The 19,162-nt window shown below is 35.1% G+C and carries 20 protein-coding genes and 1 tRNA gene; 17 read left to right on the top strand and 4 right to left on the bottom strand.

Features of this window, described 5'->3' with window-relative positions; all coding sequences use genetic code 11:
* Positions 1 to 33: 33 nt before the first annotated feature.
* The 5 genes from mutS to D6T69_RS02340 all read left to right on the top strand — a co-directional run bounded on the left by mutS (position 34) and on the right by D6T69_RS02340 (position 5,536).
* Positions 34 to 2,643 (top strand): DNA mismatch repair protein MutS, encoded by a 2,610-nt coding sequence (gene mutS, locus D6T69_RS02355; protein ID WP_125066275.1) that lies wholly within the window; start codon positions 34 to 36, stop codon positions 2,641 to 2,643.
* A gap of 47 nt (positions 2,644 to 2,690) precedes the next feature.
* On the top strand, positions 2,691 to 3,983 hold the full coding sequence (locus D6T69_RS02350) for an MATE family efflux transporter (protein ID WP_369919204.1): 1,293 nt from the start codon (positions 2,691 to 2,693) through the stop codon (positions 3,981 to 3,983).
* Positions 3,984 to 4,007: 24 nt separating this feature from the next.
* Entirely contained in the window at positions 4,008 to 4,775 is a 768-nt protein-coding gene (locus tag D6T69_RS02345; RefSeq protein ID WP_125066273.1) for an enoyl-CoA hydratase/isomerase family protein, read from the top strand.
* 2 nt (positions 4,776 to 4,777) lie between these two features.
* A complete protein-coding gene (locus D6T69_RS15915) occupies positions 4,778 to 4,951 on the top strand; it encodes a hypothetical protein (protein ID WP_159611134.1) in 174 nt (57 codons plus the stop codon).
* A 135-nt stretch (positions 4,952 to 5,086) separates the two neighbouring features.
* Entirely contained in the window at positions 5,087 to 5,536 is a 450-nt protein-coding gene (locus tag D6T69_RS02340; RefSeq protein WP_125066272.1) for a 6-pyruvoyl trahydropterin synthase family protein, read from the top strand.
* A 34-nt stretch (positions 5,537 to 5,570) separates the two neighbouring features.
* Here D6T69_RS02340 and pth read toward each other — a convergent pair whose 3' ends face one another.
* The 3 genes from pth to D6T69_RS02325 all read right to left on the bottom strand — a co-directional run bounded on the left by pth (position 5,571) and on the right by D6T69_RS02325 (position 7,814).
* Complete coding sequence (gene pth / locus D6T69_RS02335) at positions 5,571 to 6,137, bottom strand: aminoacyl-tRNA hydrolase (RefSeq protein WP_125066271.1); 567 nt, start codon at positions 6,135 to 6,137, stop codon at positions 5,571 to 5,573.
* A 138-nt stretch (positions 6,138 to 6,275) separates the two neighbouring features.
* The gene (locus D6T69_RS02330; protein WP_125066270.1) at positions 6,276 to 6,851 is read right to left on the bottom strand and encodes a 50S ribosomal protein L25/general stress protein Ctc; all 576 of its coding nucleotides are present in this window, start codon (positions 6,849 to 6,851) and stop codon (positions 6,276 to 6,278) included.
* A 21-nt stretch (positions 6,852 to 6,872) separates the two neighbouring features.
* Positions 6,873 to 7,814: a ribose-phosphate pyrophosphokinase gene (locus tag D6T69_RS02325; protein ID WP_125066269.1), complete on the bottom strand. Its 942-nt coding sequence runs from the start codon at positions 7,812 to 7,814 to the stop codon at positions 6,873 to 6,875.
* Positions 7,815 to 7,925: 111 nt separating this feature from the next.
* Here D6T69_RS02325 and D6T69_RS02320 point away from each other — a divergent pair.
* A tRNA-Leu gene (locus D6T69_RS02320) sits at positions 7,926 to 8,009 on the top strand.
* A 137-nt stretch (positions 8,010 to 8,146) separates the two neighbouring features.
* Here D6T69_RS02320 and D6T69_RS02315 read toward each other — a convergent pair.
* On the bottom strand, positions 8,147 to 8,845 hold the full coding sequence (locus D6T69_RS02315) for a S24 family peptidase (RefSeq protein WP_125066268.1): 699 nt from the start codon (positions 8,843 to 8,845) through the stop codon (positions 8,147 to 8,149).
* A gap of 110 nt (positions 8,846 to 8,955) precedes the next feature.
* Between D6T69_RS02315 and D6T69_RS02310 the strand changes: the two genes are divergently transcribed.
* The 11 genes from D6T69_RS02310 to D6T69_RS02265 all read left to right on the top strand — a co-directional run bounded on the left by D6T69_RS02310 (position 8,956) and on the right by D6T69_RS02265 (position 19,160).
* Positions 8,956 to 9,216 (top strand): hypothetical protein, encoded by a 261-nt coding sequence (locus D6T69_RS02310; RefSeq protein ID WP_125066267.1) that lies wholly within the window; start codon positions 8,956 to 8,958, stop codon positions 9,214 to 9,216.
* Between the two features lie 136 nt (positions 9,217 to 9,352).
* Positions 9,353 to 11,191: a hypothetical protein gene (locus tag D6T69_RS02305; RefSeq protein ID WP_125066266.1), complete on the top strand. Its 1,839-nt coding sequence runs from the start codon at positions 9,353 to 9,355 to the stop codon at positions 11,189 to 11,191.
* A gap of 78 nt (positions 11,192 to 11,269) precedes the next feature.
* Positions 11,270 to 11,503, top strand: coding sequence for a hypothetical protein (locus D6T69_RS02300; RefSeq protein ID WP_164506673.1), 234 nt, complete (start codon positions 11,270 to 11,272; stop codon positions 11,501 to 11,503).
* A gap of 139 nt (positions 11,504 to 11,642) precedes the next feature.
* Positions 11,643 to 11,789: a hypothetical protein gene (locus D6T69_RS15910; protein ID WP_164506672.1), complete on the top strand. Its 147-nt coding sequence runs from the start codon at positions 11,643 to 11,645 to the stop codon at positions 11,787 to 11,789.
* A complete protein-coding gene (locus D6T69_RS02295) occupies positions 11,761 to 12,378 on the top strand; it encodes a hypothetical protein (RefSeq protein ID WP_125066264.1) in 618 nt (205 codons plus the stop codon). The genes D6T69_RS15910 and D6T69_RS02295 overlap by 29 nt, the downstream gene beginning before the upstream one ends.
* A gap of 17 nt (positions 12,379 to 12,395) precedes the next feature.
* Positions 12,396 to 12,584: a hypothetical protein gene (locus D6T69_RS02290; RefSeq protein WP_125066263.1), complete on the top strand. Its 189-nt coding sequence runs from the start codon at positions 12,396 to 12,398 to the stop codon at positions 12,582 to 12,584.
* 245 nt (positions 12,585 to 12,829) lie between these two features.
* The gene (locus D6T69_RS02285) at positions 12,830 to 14,854 is read left to right on the top strand and encodes an N-6 DNA methylase (RefSeq protein ID WP_125066262.1); all 2,025 of its coding nucleotides are present in this window, start codon (positions 12,830 to 12,832) and stop codon (positions 14,852 to 14,854) included.
* Positions 14,848 to 16,344, top strand: a complete 1,497-nt coding sequence (locus tag D6T69_RS02280; RefSeq protein ID WP_125066261.1) for a restriction endonuclease subunit S — start codon at positions 14,848 to 14,850, stop codon at positions 16,342 to 16,344. Before D6T69_RS02285 ends, D6T69_RS02280 begins: the two co-directional genes overlap by 7 nt.
* Before the next feature lie 255 nt (positions 16,345 to 16,599).
* Positions 16,600 to 18,012, top strand: coding sequence for a hypothetical protein (locus tag D6T69_RS02275; protein WP_125066260.1), 1,413 nt, complete (start codon positions 16,600 to 16,602; stop codon positions 18,010 to 18,012).
* A 6-nt stretch (positions 18,013 to 18,018) separates the two neighbouring features.
* Positions 18,019 to 18,729, top strand: a complete 711-nt coding sequence (locus D6T69_RS02270) for a coiled-coil domain-containing protein (RefSeq protein WP_125066259.1) — start codon at positions 18,019 to 18,021, stop codon at positions 18,727 to 18,729.
* A gap of 8 nt (positions 18,730 to 18,737) precedes the next feature.
* Positions 18,738 to 19,160, top strand: a complete 423-nt coding sequence (locus tag D6T69_RS02265; protein ID WP_125066258.1) for a hypothetical protein — start codon at positions 18,738 to 18,740, stop codon at positions 19,158 to 19,160.
* Positions 19,161 to 19,162: the final 2 nt, after the last annotated feature.

Genomic DNA, 19,162 nt, shown 5'->3' with positions numbered 1-19,162 from the left:
TCTTCGCAAAACTAACCCAAAAAATCCACAAACTTGGCAAAAACAAAGGCAAAAAAGGTAACTCCATTAATGCAACAGTACAACGGAATTAAAGCAAAATATCCGGATGCGATGTTGTTATTTAGAGTAGGCGATTTTTATGAAACCTTTGGAGAGGATGCGGTAAAGGCATCGGAAGTTTTAGGTATTATTTTAACCAAAAGAGGAAGTGGTAGCGAAAGTGAAACTGCGTTGGCAGGATTTCCGCACCATTCTTTAAATACCTATTTACCTAAGTTAGTAAAATCTGGATTACGTGTTGCTATTTGTGATCAGTTAGAAGATCCAAAAATGACTAAAAAGATTGTAAAACGAGGAGTTACAGAATTAGTGACCCCTGGAGTTGCGTTGAATGATGAGGTGTTACAATCAAAATCAAACAACTTTTTAGCAGCAGTTCATTTTGGGAAAAAGCTATTAGGAGTTTCGTTTTTAGATGTGTCAACTGGAGAATTTCTCATTGCACAAGGAAATGAAGAATACATCGATAAGCTTTTACAAAATTTTACACCTAGTGAAGTTTTGGTTGAAAAGAAACACAAGCAACGATTTTTAGAAGCTTTTACCAATCGTTTTCATACATTTTATTTGGATGATTGGGTGTTTCAAAAAGATTATGGAGATGAATTACTTCGAAATCACTTTAAGGTAAAAACATTAAAAGGATTTGGGGTTGAAGAATTAGAATACGGAATTGTGGCAGGTGGTGCAGCAATGTATTACTTATCGGAAACACAACACAACAAAATAGAACACATACAATCTATTAGCAGAATTGCGGAAGATAATTATGTGTGGATGGATCGCTTTACAGTAAAAAACTTAGAGTTATACGGAGGTAATTCGGTGAACTCGGTTTCGTTACTAGATGTAATTGATAAAACGATTTCTCCAATGGGAGGGCGTTTGTTAAAACGTTGGTTAGCGCTTCCGTTAAAAGATTTAGACCAAATTCAGAAGCGACACGAATTAGTGAAGTTTTTAATTGATGACGATACTTTTTCTGAAACTGTAACCTACCAATTAAAACAAATTTCCGATATCGAACGACTGATATCGAAAGTTGCTACGGGGAAAGTATCTCCAAGAGAGGTTATCTTATTGAAAAATTCGTTAAAAGCAATTCTTCCTATAAAAGAATCCGCAGAAAAAAGCAATAACAAATCAGTTCAGGAAATAGGAAAACAATTGCACGATTGTAAGGTGTTGATTGATAAAATTACAGAGACTGTTTTAGAAGAAGCTCCTGTAAATATTAATAAAGGAAATGCGATTGCAAATGGAGTTTCAGAAGAGTTGGATGAACTGCGAAGTATTTCAAACTCTGGAAAAGAGTATTTAGATACGATGTTAGCTCGTGAAACGGAACGCACAGGAATTCCGAGTTTAAAAATTGCGTTTAATAATGTTTTCGGATACTATATTGAAGTTAGAAATACGCATAAAGATAAAGTTCCTGAAGAATGGATTCGTAAGCAAACCTTAGTGAATGCGGAACGTTACATTACCGAGGAATTAAAAGAATACGAAGCAAAAATTTTAGGAGCAGAAGAAAAAATTCAGCAATTAGAAACTGAGATTTTTGCCAAATTAGTACAATATATTATTGGCTTTGTACAACCTGTACAGCAAAATGCACAAAATGTAGCTAAGATTGATGTGTTGCAATCTTTTGCAACCTTAGCTACCGAGAATAATTATGTACGTCCGTTAATGGATGATAGCACCGATATTGAAATCAAAAATGGTCGCCACCCGGTTATTGAAAAACAATTACCAATAGGTGAAGAATACATAGCGAACGATGTGGTGTTGAACCGTAATCAGCAACAAATTATCATGATTACAGGTCCGAATATGTCGGGTAAATCGGCAATTTTACGTCAAACAGCTTTGATTGTATTATTGGCACAAATGGGAAGTTATGTTCCTGCTCAAAATGCCCGAATAGGTATGGTGGATAAGATTTTTACCAGAGTAGGTGCGAGTGATAATATTTCGATGGGTGAGTCAACATTCATGGTTGAAATGAACGAAACCGCATCGATTTTGAATAATATTTCCGATCGTAGTTTGGTGTTGTTAGATGAAATTGGACGAGGAACGTCTACCTATGATGGAATTTCTATTGCTTGGGCGATTTCAGAATACTTACACGAACATCCATCGAAAGCAAAAACGTTGTTTGCAACACACTATCACGAGTTAAACGAAATGACTTCAACGTTTGAGCGTATCAAGAACTTTAATGTATCGGTTAAAGAATTAGATAATAGCATTATTTTCTTGCGTAAGTTGGTGAAAGGTGGAAGTGATCATAGTTTTGGAATTCACGTGGCAAAATTAGCGGGAATGCCAAGTATGGTAATTCATAGAGCAAACAAAATTCTAAAAGAGTTAGAAGACTCACATTCACACAAAGAGGTTAAAGAAACCTTGAAAGAAGCACAGCACGAAGATATGCAAATGAGCTTTTTTCAGTTAGATGACCCATTGTTAGAAGATATTAGAGAAGAAATTTTGACCACAAATATTGATACCTTAACACCTATTGAAGCCTTAATGAAGCTGAATGAAATAAAACGTATGTTGACGAAAAAGTAAATGTTTTGCAACACGACATTAGCTTTAAACATATAAACAAACTAGCTATGCCTGCCCTAATTGCAGGAGTGGCAGAACCTTTACTTTCTACTACAGATTTAGCCATTGTGGGGAATATTGAATACAATGCTACCGAAAGTATTGCTGCGATTGGTATTGTAGGGGCCTTTTTATCGATGTTAATTTGGGTGTTTGGGCAAACACGCAGTGGAATATCATCTATTGTCTCTCAATATTTAGGTGCTGATAAACTTGATGAAATAAAAAACTTACCAGCACAAGCCATTGTTATTGTGTTAGGAGTAAGTGCGCTTATTTTAGGGTTGAGTTACCCGTTTGCAAAAGAAATTTTTGAATTATACAATGCTTCAGGAACCATTTTAGACTATTCTGTTGAGTATTACAAAATTCGTGTTTTCGGATTCCCGTTTACGCTTTTTACGATTGCTGTTTTTGGTACGTTTAGAGGTTTGCAAAACACTTATTATCCGATGGTAATTGCACTCATTGGAACGTTTATTAATATTGTACTAGATGTTGTTTTAGTGTATGGAGTAGAAGGGTTTGTTCCTGCTATGCATATTCAAGGGGCAGCATATGCAAGTGTTGTAGCACAAGCTACTATGGCAATAATTTCGGGGGTGTTATTAATAAAAAAAACAGATATTCCATTAGGTTTTAGCTTGCCATTTAATGCAGAAATACCAAAATTTATAGTGATGGTATTGAACTTATTTGTGCGAACCATAGCGTTAAATATTGCTTTATATTTTGGTACTTCCTATGCTACTGATTATGGCGACGCTTATATCGCAGCTTATACGATTGGTTTCAATTTATGGCTTATGGGGGCTTTTATGATTGACGGCTATTCTTCCGCAGGAAATATACTATCAGGTAAATTATTAGGAGCAAAAGCATATAAAACCTTAGTCATGTTAGGAAATCGATTAATTACTTACGGATTCCTTTTCGGACTCTTACTCACAGTTATTGGTTTTGTTTTATATGAATTCATAGGAAAAGTATTCACCAAAGAACCAATCGTTTTACAGGAGTTTTACAATACTTTTTGGATTATTTTAATTATGCAGCCTGTATGTTCTATCGCCTTTATTTATGACGGAATGTTTAAAGGGATGGGAGAAATGAAGTATTTGCGAAACATTTTATTATTGGCAACAGGATTGGTGTTTATACCTACCTTATTGTTTTTTGATTCATTAGATTATAAACTGTACGCCATTTGGATTGCTTTTTTCTTATGGATGATTGCTAGAGGAACTCCATTAATTATAAAGTTTAGAAGAAAGTTTTTACCACTTGCTCAAAAAACGTAATTTTGAGCAAACAACAATAAACAAATGACTACAACTAGAGAAAACGGAAGTTTATATACACATATTGAAAATAAGATTGCTACGGTTGAATTTGGGCATCCAGCAAGTAACTCCTTTCCAAGTGTGTTATTAGAACGTTTAGCAAATGAATTTGATAAGCTTTCAATTAATAATGAAGTTTCAGTAATTGTATTAAAATCAGAAGGAGATCGTGCTTTTTGTGCAGGTGCTTCTTTTGATGAGTTGGTAGCGATAGACAATTTAGAAGACGGAAAAGCTTTTTTTTCAGGTTTTGCGAATGTGATTAATGCGATGCGTCGTTGTTCGAAACTAATTATTGGGAGAGTACAAGGAAAAACTGTAGGTGGTGGAGTTGGATTAGCAGCCGCTTGTGACTACGTGTTAGCTACAGAACACGCTTCTATTAAACTTTCTGAATTTACAATAGGTATTGGTCCATTTGTAATTGCACCTGCCGTAGAACGTAAAATAAGCGTAAGTGGGTTAGCAGAATTAACTTTAGATGCTACCAGTTGGAAAAATGCTTATTGGGCTAAAGAAAAAGGGTTGTATGCACGTGTTTTTGAAACGCAAACAGAATTAGATAAAGAGGTTGAAATCTTATCAGAAAAACTTGCTTCCTATAATCCTGAAGCATTAGCTGAAATGAAAAGAGCCTTGTGGATTGGAACGGAACACTGGGAAGAACTATTAATAGAAAGGGCAGAGACATCTGGTAAATTAGTGTTGTCTGATTTTACCAAAAAAGCATTAGAAAAATTTAAGAAATAAGAATGTTTGTAATTCAAAACGGAAAAAGTACCACTGCTTATAAGGCAGGGTATGAAGTAGGACAATGGATAGCACATAACCCTATGTTAGCGGTGTTTACAGGAGCGGTAGTTTCAGTAGGTTTTGTGTGGATTTTAACAAAAGTTGTAAAGCAAATTCGTACTTTTGGCGAATAAAAACAGAATATTATGGGTGGAGATTATTTATTTGCCATTTTAGCTGCAGGAGTTGCTGTAGTGTATTTTTTTAACAAGTACAGAGCAAACAAAAAATTTAAAAGATAATAGAGGTCTTTTTAGTAAGGATAAAATATGAGCAAGATTCGAATTACCAAACAGTTTACTTTTGAAACTGGACATGCATTGTATGGTTATGATGGGAAGTGTAAAAATGTTCACGGACATAGTTACAAGCTTTCGGTTACCGTAATTGGATCTCCAATTACAGATACATCTAATGTGAAGTATGGAATGGTGATTGATTTTGGTGATTTAAAGAAGATTGTAAAAGAAGAAATTGTAGATGTGTTTGATCATGCTACAGTATTTAATAAAAACACACCTCATGTTGAATTGGCACAGGAGTTAAAAGACCGCGGACATCATGTGATTTTAGTTGATTACCAACCAACAAGTGAAATGATGGTGATTGATTTTGCTAAAAAAATACAAGATAGGCTTCCAGAAAAGATTAAGCTACACGCCATTAAGCTACAAGAAACGGATACTAGTTTTGCAGAGTGGTATGCTTCTGATAATTAATATCTAAGATAGAAGTTAATGGATTGAAAGTTAGTTACTTTCCATTGAATTCATTCATAGTATTAGCTAAACCAGCGGTAATAAAAGAAGTAACTGCTTTTACTGAAAAAGGGATGCGTTCAATCATTGCACTTTCTTCTTCTGCACTCCATTTGCCTAAAACGTAATCTACTTGACGACCTTTACTGTATTCAGCTCCTACACCAAAGCGAAAACGAGGATAAGCACCAGTGTTAAACTTATCTTGGATATCTTTTAATCCGTTATGCCCACCAGAACTTCCTTTTCCTTTGATACGAATTTTTCCAAAATCAATGTTTAAGTCATCGGTAATAATTAGTAGGTTTTCTACTTGAATATTTTCTTTTTGCATCCAGTATTTAACCGCTTTACCACTTAAATTCATATAAGTATTAGGTTTTAAAACAATTACTGTTTTACCCTTTATTTTAAGTTTGGCAATATCACCTAATTTTTCAGTTTCGAAAGAACCTTCATGTTCTTTTACAAAAGCATCAGCAATTTTAAAACCTATATTATGGCGTGTGTTGTTATATTTTTCGCCAATATTCCCTAAACCTACAATTAAAAATTTCTTCATCGTATTGTCTTCTATAGCTGTTGATTGTGTTTTTTTAAAAACACATAATTTGTTTATAAAAGCATTAAAAATCATGTGGCAAAAATAAAAAAAGCGCTACACTTGGTAACGCTTTTTATTATTTTGACTACATAAGTCTTATTTTTCTGCTTCTGCTGCTGCTTTTGCCGCGTTACGAGACATACGTACTTGAGCAACTACTGTGTTGTCTGGGTGTAAAATAGTATAGTTATCGTTCTTTAATTTAGTAACGTATAACTTATTACCAATTTCTAACTCTGTAATATCAGCTTCGATAAAATCAGGTAAGTTTGCTGGTAATGCTTTCACTTTTAACTTACGTAAGTTGTGACGTAAAGCACCCCCTACCATAACACCTTTAGAAGATCCAACTAAACGAACTGGGATGTCCATAGTTACAGCTTTGTCTTCAAATAATTGGTAGAAGTCTACGTGTAAAATGCTATCATTTACTGGGTGGAACTGTATGTCTTGTAATACAGCGCTATATGTTACACCATCTAATTCAATCGTAGCAGTAAATACGTCTGGAGTATATACTAATGGCTTGAACGATTTTTCGTCAGCTGAAAAGTGAACAGGCTTGTCTCCTCCGTATAATACGCAAGGAACCTTTCCAGCATTACGTAAGGCTTTTGTTGCTTTTTTACCTACGCTTTCTCTTTGAGATCCTTTGATTGTAATTGATTTCATTACTTTGTTTATTAAATTTATTTACATTAAAAATTGATCGCTAATAGATGTATTGTCTTGAACTTTATGCATCACATCAGCGAATAAAGCGGCGCAAGATACAACTTTTATTTTAGAAATACTCTTTTTTAAAGGAATTGTATCTGAGACTATTAACTCTGTTAACTGTGAATTTTGAATTCTTTCGTAGGCATTTCCTGATAGAATTGGGTGAGTACAGATTGCTCGTACACTTTTGGCACCACGTTCCATCATTAAATCAGCTGCTTTTGTAAGTGTTCCTCCTGTATCAATCATATCATCAACAAGAATTACATTTTTACCTTTTACCTCACCAATTAGCTCCATATGTGCTATTACATTAGCTTTTTGGCGTTGCTTATAGCAAATAACAACATCACTTTCTAGGTATTTAGAATAAGCATAAGCTCTTTTTGAGCCTCCCATATCAGGAGAAGCAATAGTCAGATTATCTAAACCTAAGCTTTTTACATAAGGTAAAAAGATGGTAGAAGCGAATAAATGATCTACTGGTTTTTCAAAGAAACCTTGAATTTGATCAGCATGTAAATCCATGGTCATAATTCTAGTTGCTCCAGCAGTTTCTAATAATTTAGCGACTAATTTAGCTCCAATTGCTACACGAGGTTTATCTTTTCTGTCTTGACGAGCCCAACCAAAATAAGGCATTACAGCGGTAATATGCCTTGCCGATGCACGTTTGGCAGCATCGCACATTAATAACATTTCCATTAAGTTATCAGTAGAAGGAAAGGTTGATCCAACGATGAAAACTCTTCTTCCTCTGATTGATTCTTCAAAAGCTGGTTGGAATTCACCATCACTAAAATGTGTGGTAATTACATTTCCTAGTTTGGTTCCGTAAGCATTGGCAATCTCCTCTGCTAGTTCAATACTTTGTGAACATGCAAAGATTTTTGGGCTTAATTGATTTGTAGCCATTTACAAAAAGATATTTTTAGTTAGTGTTGTTGTTGAGGCAAAAATAAAACTATTTTAAGAGTTTAAAAGATATTTTAAATGAAATATTTTATAGATTTGCACTCACCAAAAGCCAAAGTGGTGGAATTGGTAGACACGTCGGATTCAAAATCCGATGCTCGCAAGGGCGTGTGGGTTCGAGTCCCACCTTTGGTACTTAAAATCAATTATATAGATGTTAGTCAGCATTTTTGTAATTGGTTTTTTTTATGTCTTTTTTGTAATAACAGGTACTTTTAAAGGTACTCTTTTTTTATTTTAAAACTTAGTTTAAATACTTTAACTGTAGTAAATTACCTTCTTCTTGAGCGTTTTATATCTACAATATTAAATATTCCTGTTAAGTCATTCATGTAAACTGTCTGGTCTTCATAGTAGGGATTAAGACTTTTCAGTATTAGTTTACCACTTGAAACATCATGTTCAATAATTCTTTTTACTAAAATACCTTCGGTTTTATGAACAATGATAAAATCCCATTTATGAATGTGTAGTTTACTTGTCCAATACTCATTTCTTACTTCTCTCCCCAAAAGTAAATCGCCCTCTAATATACTTTCTCTTGGGTTATCACACTCCATACTATCTCCAACAACTTCAAATGTAAGATAGTTTCCTTTATATTCTCTATCCACTTCCCATGGGATTTTAGGTAGCTCTTCTATATATTCGTCGTCTTCCCAACCAGATAAAAAACCAGCTCTAGCCCTTTTACTTATTAATGGAACTAATTTAAACTGTCCATATTCTATCCATTTTGCATCAGTACTGTTTACTTCCATTTTACCTGCCTCAGCTATCAACCATGATAAGTTTAAATCTTTATAGACATCTGTAATTGTTACTAAAAAGGTATCAGAGATTGAGCTATTTAATTTGTCAGAATCAAGAAAACCTCTTTTAATACCAGTATCTCTGTAAAATTTAGCTTTACTAATGCCTTTAGTATCAAGATAATGCTTTAATCTTTGTTTTGAAGAAGCGAAAATCATCGTTATAAGTTTTAAATAAGCGAAAATCATCGTTATATTTGCGCTCTGAATTTCGACGAATTTACAAAAAAAAGATATAAATGCGTGGAAATTCGTCATTTAATTAATATATGCTACAAAATAACTTGACATTAACGATGCAGCACTTCGGAAAACTAACAGCTTCCGAAAGAGAGTTGTTTTTGTCTGTTATTATAAATGATAATGTAAAACCAAAAGAAAAGCCTACAAAAAAGAATGAAAAGCATAAATATGATGAAGAATATTTTTATCAATTATTGAAGAAAAAGCATAATGAAGAAGTAAGACAGCGATTAAAAAAACGCAAAAAGCGCAAAGACACCACAGCGATAAGTAAGCACTTATTGTAAGTAGCTCACAACATTAAGGTTGTGGGTTACTTTTTTAAAGCAAAAAACGGTTAGCTGTCACTAACCGTTTAAAAAATTGCTATGAAAAAGAAAAAAATTCTGCAAGGACGCAGAACCTTTTAAGAACCTCGAATATATGAAAAAAAATAATACATCGCTCACAGCGATAGGATTGTACAATCAAAAAGTACATGAGTATTTACAAAACACAACGTTGGATGCGATAACCCAACTAGCTATCAAGCTATTTAAAGACAATGCGCAGCGCAATAAGCTAAACAATACGCAATACAACAAAGCCGTAGAGGAATTTAATACCCAACATGGGTATTTGCTTTTAAAAAAGGGAAAAGAGCATGAAAAAGCGATAAGTAAACACTACAACTATATCAACTATCCTTTTTTAGATAGAAGTGCTATGAAAAGCACGATGGATAACTACCGTCAATATGTACATAGCTACAATCAGCAAGCTATAGAGTACAACAAAGCCATAGCTGAGTACAACAAAACGGTTATAGTTCCTAATACTCCAACACTAGCCCAACAAGTCGCAGACTTTACAAAGAAACACCGTAGTGAATTTGCTACTATCTACAACAAAAGAGTAGCAAAATTCAATGCGCAAAAAAACGCAAACTATATCGCAAAAAAGCGCAAACCAACCATCAAGTATACCACGGAGCTTTTATTTAATGTCTTGGTAGGCTTTTATATCGCCCAATTAAAACAACGCAATTCATATCTCTTAGAAATGAATCGTCCAACTAGTGTATTAAAAAATGCCTTACCAAAGTTAACGATAGACCACCGCAAACTAGCGACACACACCATCGCAGAGATACCAAGACTTGCTATTTGTAAAAAAACAGCGCAAAACCACATCAAACGCCTTAGAGAAGCCAACATCTTAATCAACTATACATATACCAACCAGTACAAACCCATAACGGTTAATTTTCACCCTGAAATCCTAACAATTTTAGACGGAAATCCACCAAAACCCAAAAGAATTGAAAACCAATTTTTTAAACAGGAGAACTGGAAAGAATTACCTGATAATAATGATACTACTAGAACCTTTTTATTAAAAGAAAAAGAAATAAAAGACTGTGTACATAACACAGGATTCCAAAAGGAAGAATTTACATGTCCTGCGGACGGCTTCTACAAGAACACCACAGTGATAAGTAAGAAAACAACAACTCGCCCGCGCCAAACTTCCGAAGCAGTCAAAGCCCTGTTACCTGATTTTTTAAAACAAGAAAAACCAAGCCAAGGCACAAACAGTCCACTTACGCATAATTTTCTAGCTCGATTGCAAGACGATAGAGAACTAGCGCAAGAACTGGCAAACGGTGTGTATGATAATTACAAAGGATTGCGTTATGACTATTTGCAAAAAATAGAACTCTACGCCAATGTAACAACTGAAGAATTTAAGGCAATTTTACTACAAGATTGTATCAAAACATCTGCAAAATTGTGGAAACAGCACAATGTTTATGTAGGTGAATGGAAAAAAGCCATCAATTACCTAAACAACAAACTATTTACAAACATCACTCAAAAGACAACCCTGATTCAAAAGCTCAAAGAGTACCGTTGGAAACTAGAGTTTGCCCGCAAGTGGTTTATCAAATCACAAGTAACCGCATTGTATCCCTCGTTGTACTTTGATAAAACACGTACCCAAACCCATGAAATAGGCTTTTTCGGCTTGCATAAAGTATGGAAAACCCATGTGAAGTATCAGGAACAAAAGGCAATAGAAAAAGCGCAACGACAAACGCAACAAAACGCAAGAAAGCGCAAAGCGACCTATCAAAAGAAAATTACAACAGCTATCAAGAAATATGAAAAAGGCAATTATACAGCAAAACAGCTATATACCTATGTACAAACCAACCTACCACATAGCTATCTATCAGCATTGCCCTCTATGATACACTATAACAATCAAAACAGAATCTAAAAAATGAGCAAAAAAGAAAATCGATGCCATTGCGGAACAGGACACAAAATCACTTGTCCTAAATGCAGCAAGTTAAAAATGGTTATCCTCTTAAAAAATGGCAACAGTCATTTAAAGTATAAAACAAGCCATACCACCTATGCAAACCCAGTTTGGTATAACCATTTGAGTAAAAATAGTAAAACCATCAACACCTTAATCAATAGCATGTACAAACGATTTCAAAAGTCAAAATACATAGGCGCTACCAATAAGCTTATGTTTTTTGACAATCAGACCAAACAACATATCACGACAATAGTAACCGCATAAAAAGAATAACAAAGCATCAACCAACACAGAAAAAGGGTTTGTAGTATGAGACTGAAACTCTGAAACCCCGAAATACCCATTAAGCTCGCCAGTAAATCAGTCTATCGTTGGGAGATCAGAATTAGATAAAAAATAAGCAATGAACAGTTATCAAAAATGGTGTGAACTCCAAGAAGAAAAGCAGTATTGGAAGACGCAAGAAAAACACAATAAAGCGCAAGGAAACGCAAAAAGAGAACTACAATTAAAAAAAGAACATGAAAATACAACAATCAGCAAATGGTAATATAGTTATCACAGGAACATCAGGAGCGATAGAACATATTTTACCCACAATGTCTATCCATAAGCATCCGAGATACCCTAATGAAGCAATACTAATCACCCACAATACCAATTACAAAGACGAACAACAAGGCATTACCATACTCGCAAGAAATGTAACTAATGTAAACGATACGAGATTTTATGGAAATGCACACAGTCTAAAAAGTATGTTAGAAAACGAATTAGTATTACAAGGAGGAACAACGGAAGTTCCACCCAAAACCAAAGAACAAGACCCGATGTATGTTGCTTACTTACAAGCCAACACTTACGAAAAGCTGTTAAGTTTTGTTAAAGAACATCAAGACAATATCGGAGGAAAAAGATACCATGAAGACGGTAGAATAAGCGAAGAAGAATTTTTTTGTCAGTTTGAAACATTTATCATCCGAGTAACGCTGCGTTACTATTACAAACAAGACAATCAAAGCCTTATTAACTACATTCTAATGTCAGGAAGCACCAATTACGTACACGAACCCAAAAAGGTTTGTGTGTATGATGGCAACAATACCATTACAGGGTATGTCTATGAGAAAGCCTATTAGCAGTAAACACACGAACAATGACCGCTATTTACAGTAAAAAGAAACTATTTGAAAAATACTATTACCTACCAGAGAGAGAAATGCGAGCAACGATTAATGAGATTATCGCAGAGATACGCCATTTACCTTTTGAGGTAGCCAAACATAAAAAAAAACTACGTCCAAGTGAAGTAAGAAGATTTTTAGAAGTATATGATTTGAAATAAATAAAAAAAACTAAAAAAGTATTTATTATTTTTGCGTTTAATCTTAAACGCTATATTGCATATAGAAATACCGATTAATTTCACACATCACTTAATCATACATCTATTAATTTAAAGAAAACTTGATATAGAACATTTCTGGAAGAGAAAATAAACAATAGAACTCTTTAATGTTTAGGAATTAAAAAAGCATACAATATTTTACAAGTTATTTTAATATGCTTGTTAGAAATAAAAAATAAAAAATGATTGAAACCAAGGTTATCATTTCAATTCCCGAAGGGAAGTTAAGAGATTATATTGACGGAACTATTCGAAAGGACACGCCAGAGGAATACGTTAGGCAGACTGTTGAAAAAAGACTAATCAACGAACATAAATATTCAAAAGACCAAGTCAAAATTGAATATGGTGTACAAATGGGGTCAGGTAAAAAACGTGCAGACATTGTAATATTTCCAGAAGATTCGACAGAAGAAGAAATGAAAGACCAAGACAATGTTTGGTTAGTCATTGAATGTAAAAAAGAAGCTGTTAAACCAACAGACAAAAACAACGGAGTTGAACAAATGAAGTCTTACATGGCTGCTTGTGCAAATTGCGAATGGGGAATGTGGACAAATGGAATGCATAAAGAAGTTTGGAGGAAAGTAAAAAATGAGAAAGGCAAATACGTTTACGAAGAATTTAACGACATTCCTTCTGCTGATGGAACAACGGACGAGCAAGAAAGACCAAACCGAAACACGTTAATAAAGGCTTACGAAGACAATTTACTTTTCACTTTTAAAACTTGTCATAACATAATTTACGTGAATGAAGGTTTGCAAAAGCAACCTGCATTTTTTGAGTTTTTAAAAATCATTTTCTGCAAAATACATGACGAGAGAAACTTGCTTGAACCAATAGAATTTTTTACCACTTCAAAAGAACGTAACTACAAAGACGGACAAGCAAGTGTTTACAAACGTATTTCTAAAATATTTGATGAAGTCAAAAAACGTCATGGACAAATATTTGACAAAAATGACGAGATAAAATTGCTTCCAAGAACAGTTACATATTTAGTCGCAGAACTTCAAAAATATGCTCTTTTAACAACAAATATTGACATTAAAGGAAAAGCCTATGAAGAAATTGTTGGAGCAAATTTAAGAGGAGATAGAGGAGAGTTTTTTACACCGAGAAATGTAATGAAAATGGCAGTAGCCATGATAAATCCGAAAGAAACTGAACGTGTTTTGGACAGCAGTTGTGGTACGGGCGGATTTGTCGTTACTGCAATGACTTCTGTAATTGATTCACTACGTGAAAGAATGGAAAACCAATACGGAGAAGAAGAAGGTTGGAGTGCAGATATAAGAAAAGTATTTAACGATAAAATATCTGAAATAGCTGCTGAAAATTATTATGGTTTTGACATTAACCCAGACTTGGTTAAAGCCACTAAAATGAACATGGTAATGAATAATGATGGAAGTGGGAATATTTTACAACTTAATTCATTATTACCACCAGCAGAATGGGAAGAAGAAACCAAAAAGAAGCTAGCTAAAGCATTAGGGATTTCAGCAAGAGATATCCGTAATCATAGAAGTTTAGGACATTTTGATGTCATTGTAACGAACCCTCCTTTTGGCTCAAAAATTCCAATCAAAGACCAACAAATTTTAGAACAGTTTGACATTGCTTACATATGGAACAAAGACGAAGATGGAAATTGGTATAAAACAGACCGACTTCAATCAAGTGTTCCGCCTGAACAGCTTTTTATTGAACGAATTATACAACTTCTAAAAGAAGGAGGAAGAACTGCAATTGTCTTACCTGATTCTATTTTAGGTGCACCAGGACTTGAGTTTATTCGTCATTGGTTGGTTAAGAACACCAAAATTATTGCAAGTGTAGATTTACATGCAGATGCATTCCAACCAAGAAATGGAACACAATGCTCTATCCTATTCCTTCAAAAGAAAACCAAAGAAGAAATTGCCGAAGAAGAAAAATCAAGACAAATAATCGACTACGATATTTTCATGACAATGATTGACCATATTGGTCATGACAAAAGAGGTGGCAAAATTTTTAAACGTGATGAAAAAGGAAATATCGTGATGCTTGAAGTTGAGGAACTTGTAAAAGAAAAAGATGCCGAAGGCAATTTAATTGCACGTAAAGAAATTACACAAGAAAAAATTGTAAATGACCAAACTATCCATGTTGCTGATGTTTTCAGCAGTTGGAAAACAAAACAAGGAATAGCATGGTAGATAAAAGCAATTTAGCATACAAATTTCAAGAAGTTGAAAAGGAAATTGATTACACCTATTTACCTGATAAACTTCAATATACTTCAGTTTCTCTTACAGAAGTCTTTTCTAATAAATTGAGATTAGAAGCAAGTGCATTCAGTATTGCAGCAAGAAATGCAATCGAAAAACTTCAACAATGTAAAAATGGCGTATCTAATTTATATCCAAATCCTGACTTTGTTATAGATGCATTTCATGCACCACGCTTTAAGAGGAATTATATAAAATCAACTGTTCCAAATTCAGTTGGGTTTTTAGGAAGCGCTGAAATGTTAAATATTAAACCTAAAGCAATCAAGTTTCTTCCTAAAGCACAGGCAGTTCAAAAAAACTTGTTTGTAGAAAAAGGAACGGTTTTAATATCGTGTTCAGGAACAATTGGGAAAACAACTTTTGTAAATAAGACTCTCAAAAACTATTCATTCAGTCAACATATCATTCGCTTAATCTGTAAAGAATATTCAGGGTATGTATATGCGTTTTTGAACACCAATGAGGCACAGGCTCAAGTCCAATCTTTAATATATGGTGCTGTAATTCCAGAAATTGAACCACACCATTTGGAAAAAGTAATTATTCCAAATGCACCTGAAAGTCTTAAAAAAGAAATTCATGAGCTAATTGTTGAATCTTTTGATTTGAGAGACCAATCTAACGACCTGATTGATAAAGCAGAACAAATCTTATATAAAGAACTTGATTTAAAACCGATTGAAGAACTAAAAGCAGAGTATTTCGATAATTCTGTAGAATTAAGGAATTACACCACAAAATTGAGTGATTTAAGATTGCGTTTTGATGGTTCATACCACATTCCAATTGTTCAATTGGTAGAGCAAGAAATCAAGAAAAACGCAAAAGAAATATCTTCAATTGGTGAACTTTCTAAAAACATAATTCTTGCAGGTGTATTCAAAAGAACTTATGTAGACAAAGAAAACGGAGTGCCATTTCTTGGCGGACGAGATATAACGCAATTGAATCCGAAAGTTGAAAAATTCCTCTCTAAAGCTGTGCACGAAGCAAGAATCAAAAAGGAATTAGAGGTTTTCGAAAATTACGTCTTGATTTCAGATAGAGGAACAATTGGAAAAGTTCAAATTGTACCAAAACATTGGAATGGTTGGGCAGTAAGTCAGAATATTATAAAAGTCATAGCAAACTCAAATGACCTTGCAGGATATTTATTTTGTTTCCTCAATTCGGATTATGGACAAGTCTTAATCAAAAGAGAAATTTACGGTTCAGTAGTTGACATGATTGACGATAAAAATGTTGACGGAATCCATATTCCACTTTTAAAGAATGAAAGAAAGCAGAATGAAATAAATGACTTGGTTTTAAAAGCAAATGAATTGAGATATGAAGCTCATTTAAAAGAGCAGGAAGCTATAAAAAAAATGGAAGAGATAATAGATAACAAAACTTCTCTACATACAAAAAGATGAGCTAAACTTGACAAAAGCTAGCATAAACTAACTAATTACAGCATAACTTAGCGAAGCCTTTCAAACCCTGAATGCTCACAAAACACTTCAAGTACTTTTGACTCAGCAAAAGAAAAAGAAGTGAATCCCGAGGCAATTAATACCATCTTATACAGACCCATCCAAATAGGAAGTACGTACGACAAGTTACTTCCACATAGCGACTGTAGTAGTGTAAAAATTGCCAACGGAGACACCAAGGTAGCAATTGAAAGTATGGCATTGTGGGCATATAAATACCAACACCACACCCAAAAGCTATCCCAAGAAAAATTTGCAAACCACCCCTTACAAAAATTATGCAAGGAGCTACACAAGTTTTTGTATCAGCATCTACAATACAAGATAGATACTTACGACCAATTATTACGTAGCCCTGCCTGTGCTTGGGCGACTCGCTCACAGGGATTGGATTGCAAAAGTTATAGCATTTTCGCAAGCAGTGTGTTATTAAATTGTGGGGTTACACACTACTTGCGACGTGTTATACAACAAGAGGGCGAGGGCTACAGTCACGTATATGTAATAGTCCCCAAAAACCAACACACATTTGACCTAAACGACGGGTACTATACCATAGACGGCACCTTACAAACATTCAAAGAACAGGACATACACCAATCTGACGATGTACTAATGACACCCAAAACCCAAGGCTTATCAGGAGCTATTGGAGGAGAACTGGTAAAAGGCGTTGGAAAACTAGTGAACTATGCCGTGAGTGAATTCATACAAGAAATGAACTCCTGTAGTGGTTCGTATTACGATGCCTCAGTAGTAGAACTTAAAATCAGACGTGATTTACGAGACAAGTTACAACAAAAAATTACCCAATTAGGCGAAGCCATCACTTTTAGAAACCGTGCAAGGACACAACACCTGTTCAACGAAATATTCAAAGAAGTAGATTTAGGCATTGCCCATTTACGTAACGAAACCGCCTATAGTTCCTATGAACATTGCGACGGAGAAACCCTAGCCCATGCGTTAGCCTTTGCGGAAAAATTAAAAACATTTATCGATAATTTTTTCGAAGAATTTAAAAAGCACGCTCCCTATTTCAAGGTAGAAGAATTTACCAAGTCAGCCAATGTGAACAGTAGAACGCTCTATTTTGTGGTGGAAAACGAGACCAACCCCATCGTAGCTGACTACCGTTTTATTGTGGTACGAAAAGAAATATCCACCTATGGACTAGACCCGATATTTCCATTTGAAGCCAATGCAGCACAATGGTTAGTAAACAACCTAGCCCATTTACAAAAAACCTATAACGACGGACGGGAAAAAAGCTATGAAAAAGAAATAACCCCACTGTTAGACAACGTAAAAGCCTTACGAGCCAAAGCACATTTAGGCGGAGAAATGCTGTATTATTTCGAACAACCCTTACAACGAGAACTCTACAAAGTATGGTTGCGATACGATGCAAACTACACCCAATACCTAAAAGAAGAAGCTCAAAACACACGTACCGCTAATGAATTAGCCCTACGAGACTATCAAGAACGCTTTAATAAAAATGTGGCAGAAGATAAGCAAGCCAAAAAGCGCAAACGCTTAAAAATCCAAGTAGGTATTGGCGCAGCAGCCTCCGCCTTGCTCGTATTGTTTTTACAAAAAAAATAAAAAGTTATGAATGAAGAATTTGACACCATAGGCACGCATGTTCCGTATGGGCTGTATGGTTGGTTCGACGGCTTTTGTCCCTCCAATGGAATTGCCAGTCGATTGAACAACCAAGCCAAAGGCGTATGGGCGCAAAAATCCGAATGGGACAACAAGTACAAGGCACTCCAAAACGGACGACAAGCCGCCGAATGGGAAAGCCTTAAAAAAGAAGTACGGCGCTTAGAACAAGCCATAAAAGCCGAACAGCAACAATTAGCCCAAGAAGAAGGCATCGCTGATGCGTTAGGCTTAGGCGCTTGGTGTAACGGGGCAGTCTCCAAAAGAAAAAAAGCCGAAGAAAGTTTGCGCAATGCAGAAAAGTCCCTAGGACACATCAAAGGCGCTTTTCAAACCTTGGAACGTCAACAGACCCAAGGTATCAAAGAAGCCAATGCAGTGATTAAAGCAAACCAACAAAAGCTCAATGCCATTAAACAAAGCATTGTCCAAGTCAAGCAAAAAATTGCAAAGTACAAAGCAGAAAGAGACCATGAAAAAGCCCAAGCCGTTAATGCGACACCCGCAGAGGTCAGCAACGCCAACAAGAAACGCATTGCAGGAATCGCCAAAGAAAACGCACCATTGATACTAGGAGGTATTGTACTGTTAGGCGCAGTCGTCTATCTCAATAAAAAAAGTCCAACCCACAAAACGGTGAAGTCCGTAAGTGTATAAAACTAAGAATGATGAATTTGTTACAAACACACCTATTGCTTGCCGAACAAGAAGAAGCTTTAGAGAGTCAGGCACTTTCTAAACCACAAGCAAGCGGACTTCATGGATTTTGGGACGGAGCAAATCTAATGGGAATAATCAATACCGTTGGCGGAACATGGTCGCAAATAGAACAAGCCCGAAACGGAAAACCAGTCTATGTACAACAAGCCAATGGAGAAACCAAGGACATTGCCCCGATGCTAATTGCCAAGTTAGAACAACAAGCACAAGCACAGCAAACCTCGGTAGACAACTTGGTAAAAATGATGCAGCTACAATTACAAACGCAACAAGCCCCTAAAAAAGACAACACGCTGTTGTATATAGGAGTTGGAGCAGGCATACTCGTATTGTTAGGAGGCATGTACGTAATGACACAAAAAAAATAAAC

This window comes from Tenacibaculum singaporense, from assembly GCF_003867015.1.
Lineage (GTDB): Bacteria > Bacteroidota > Bacteroidia > Flavobacteriales > Flavobacteriaceae > Polaribacter > Polaribacter singaporensis.
This window is presented reverse-complemented; position numbering and strand designations above follow the sequence as displayed.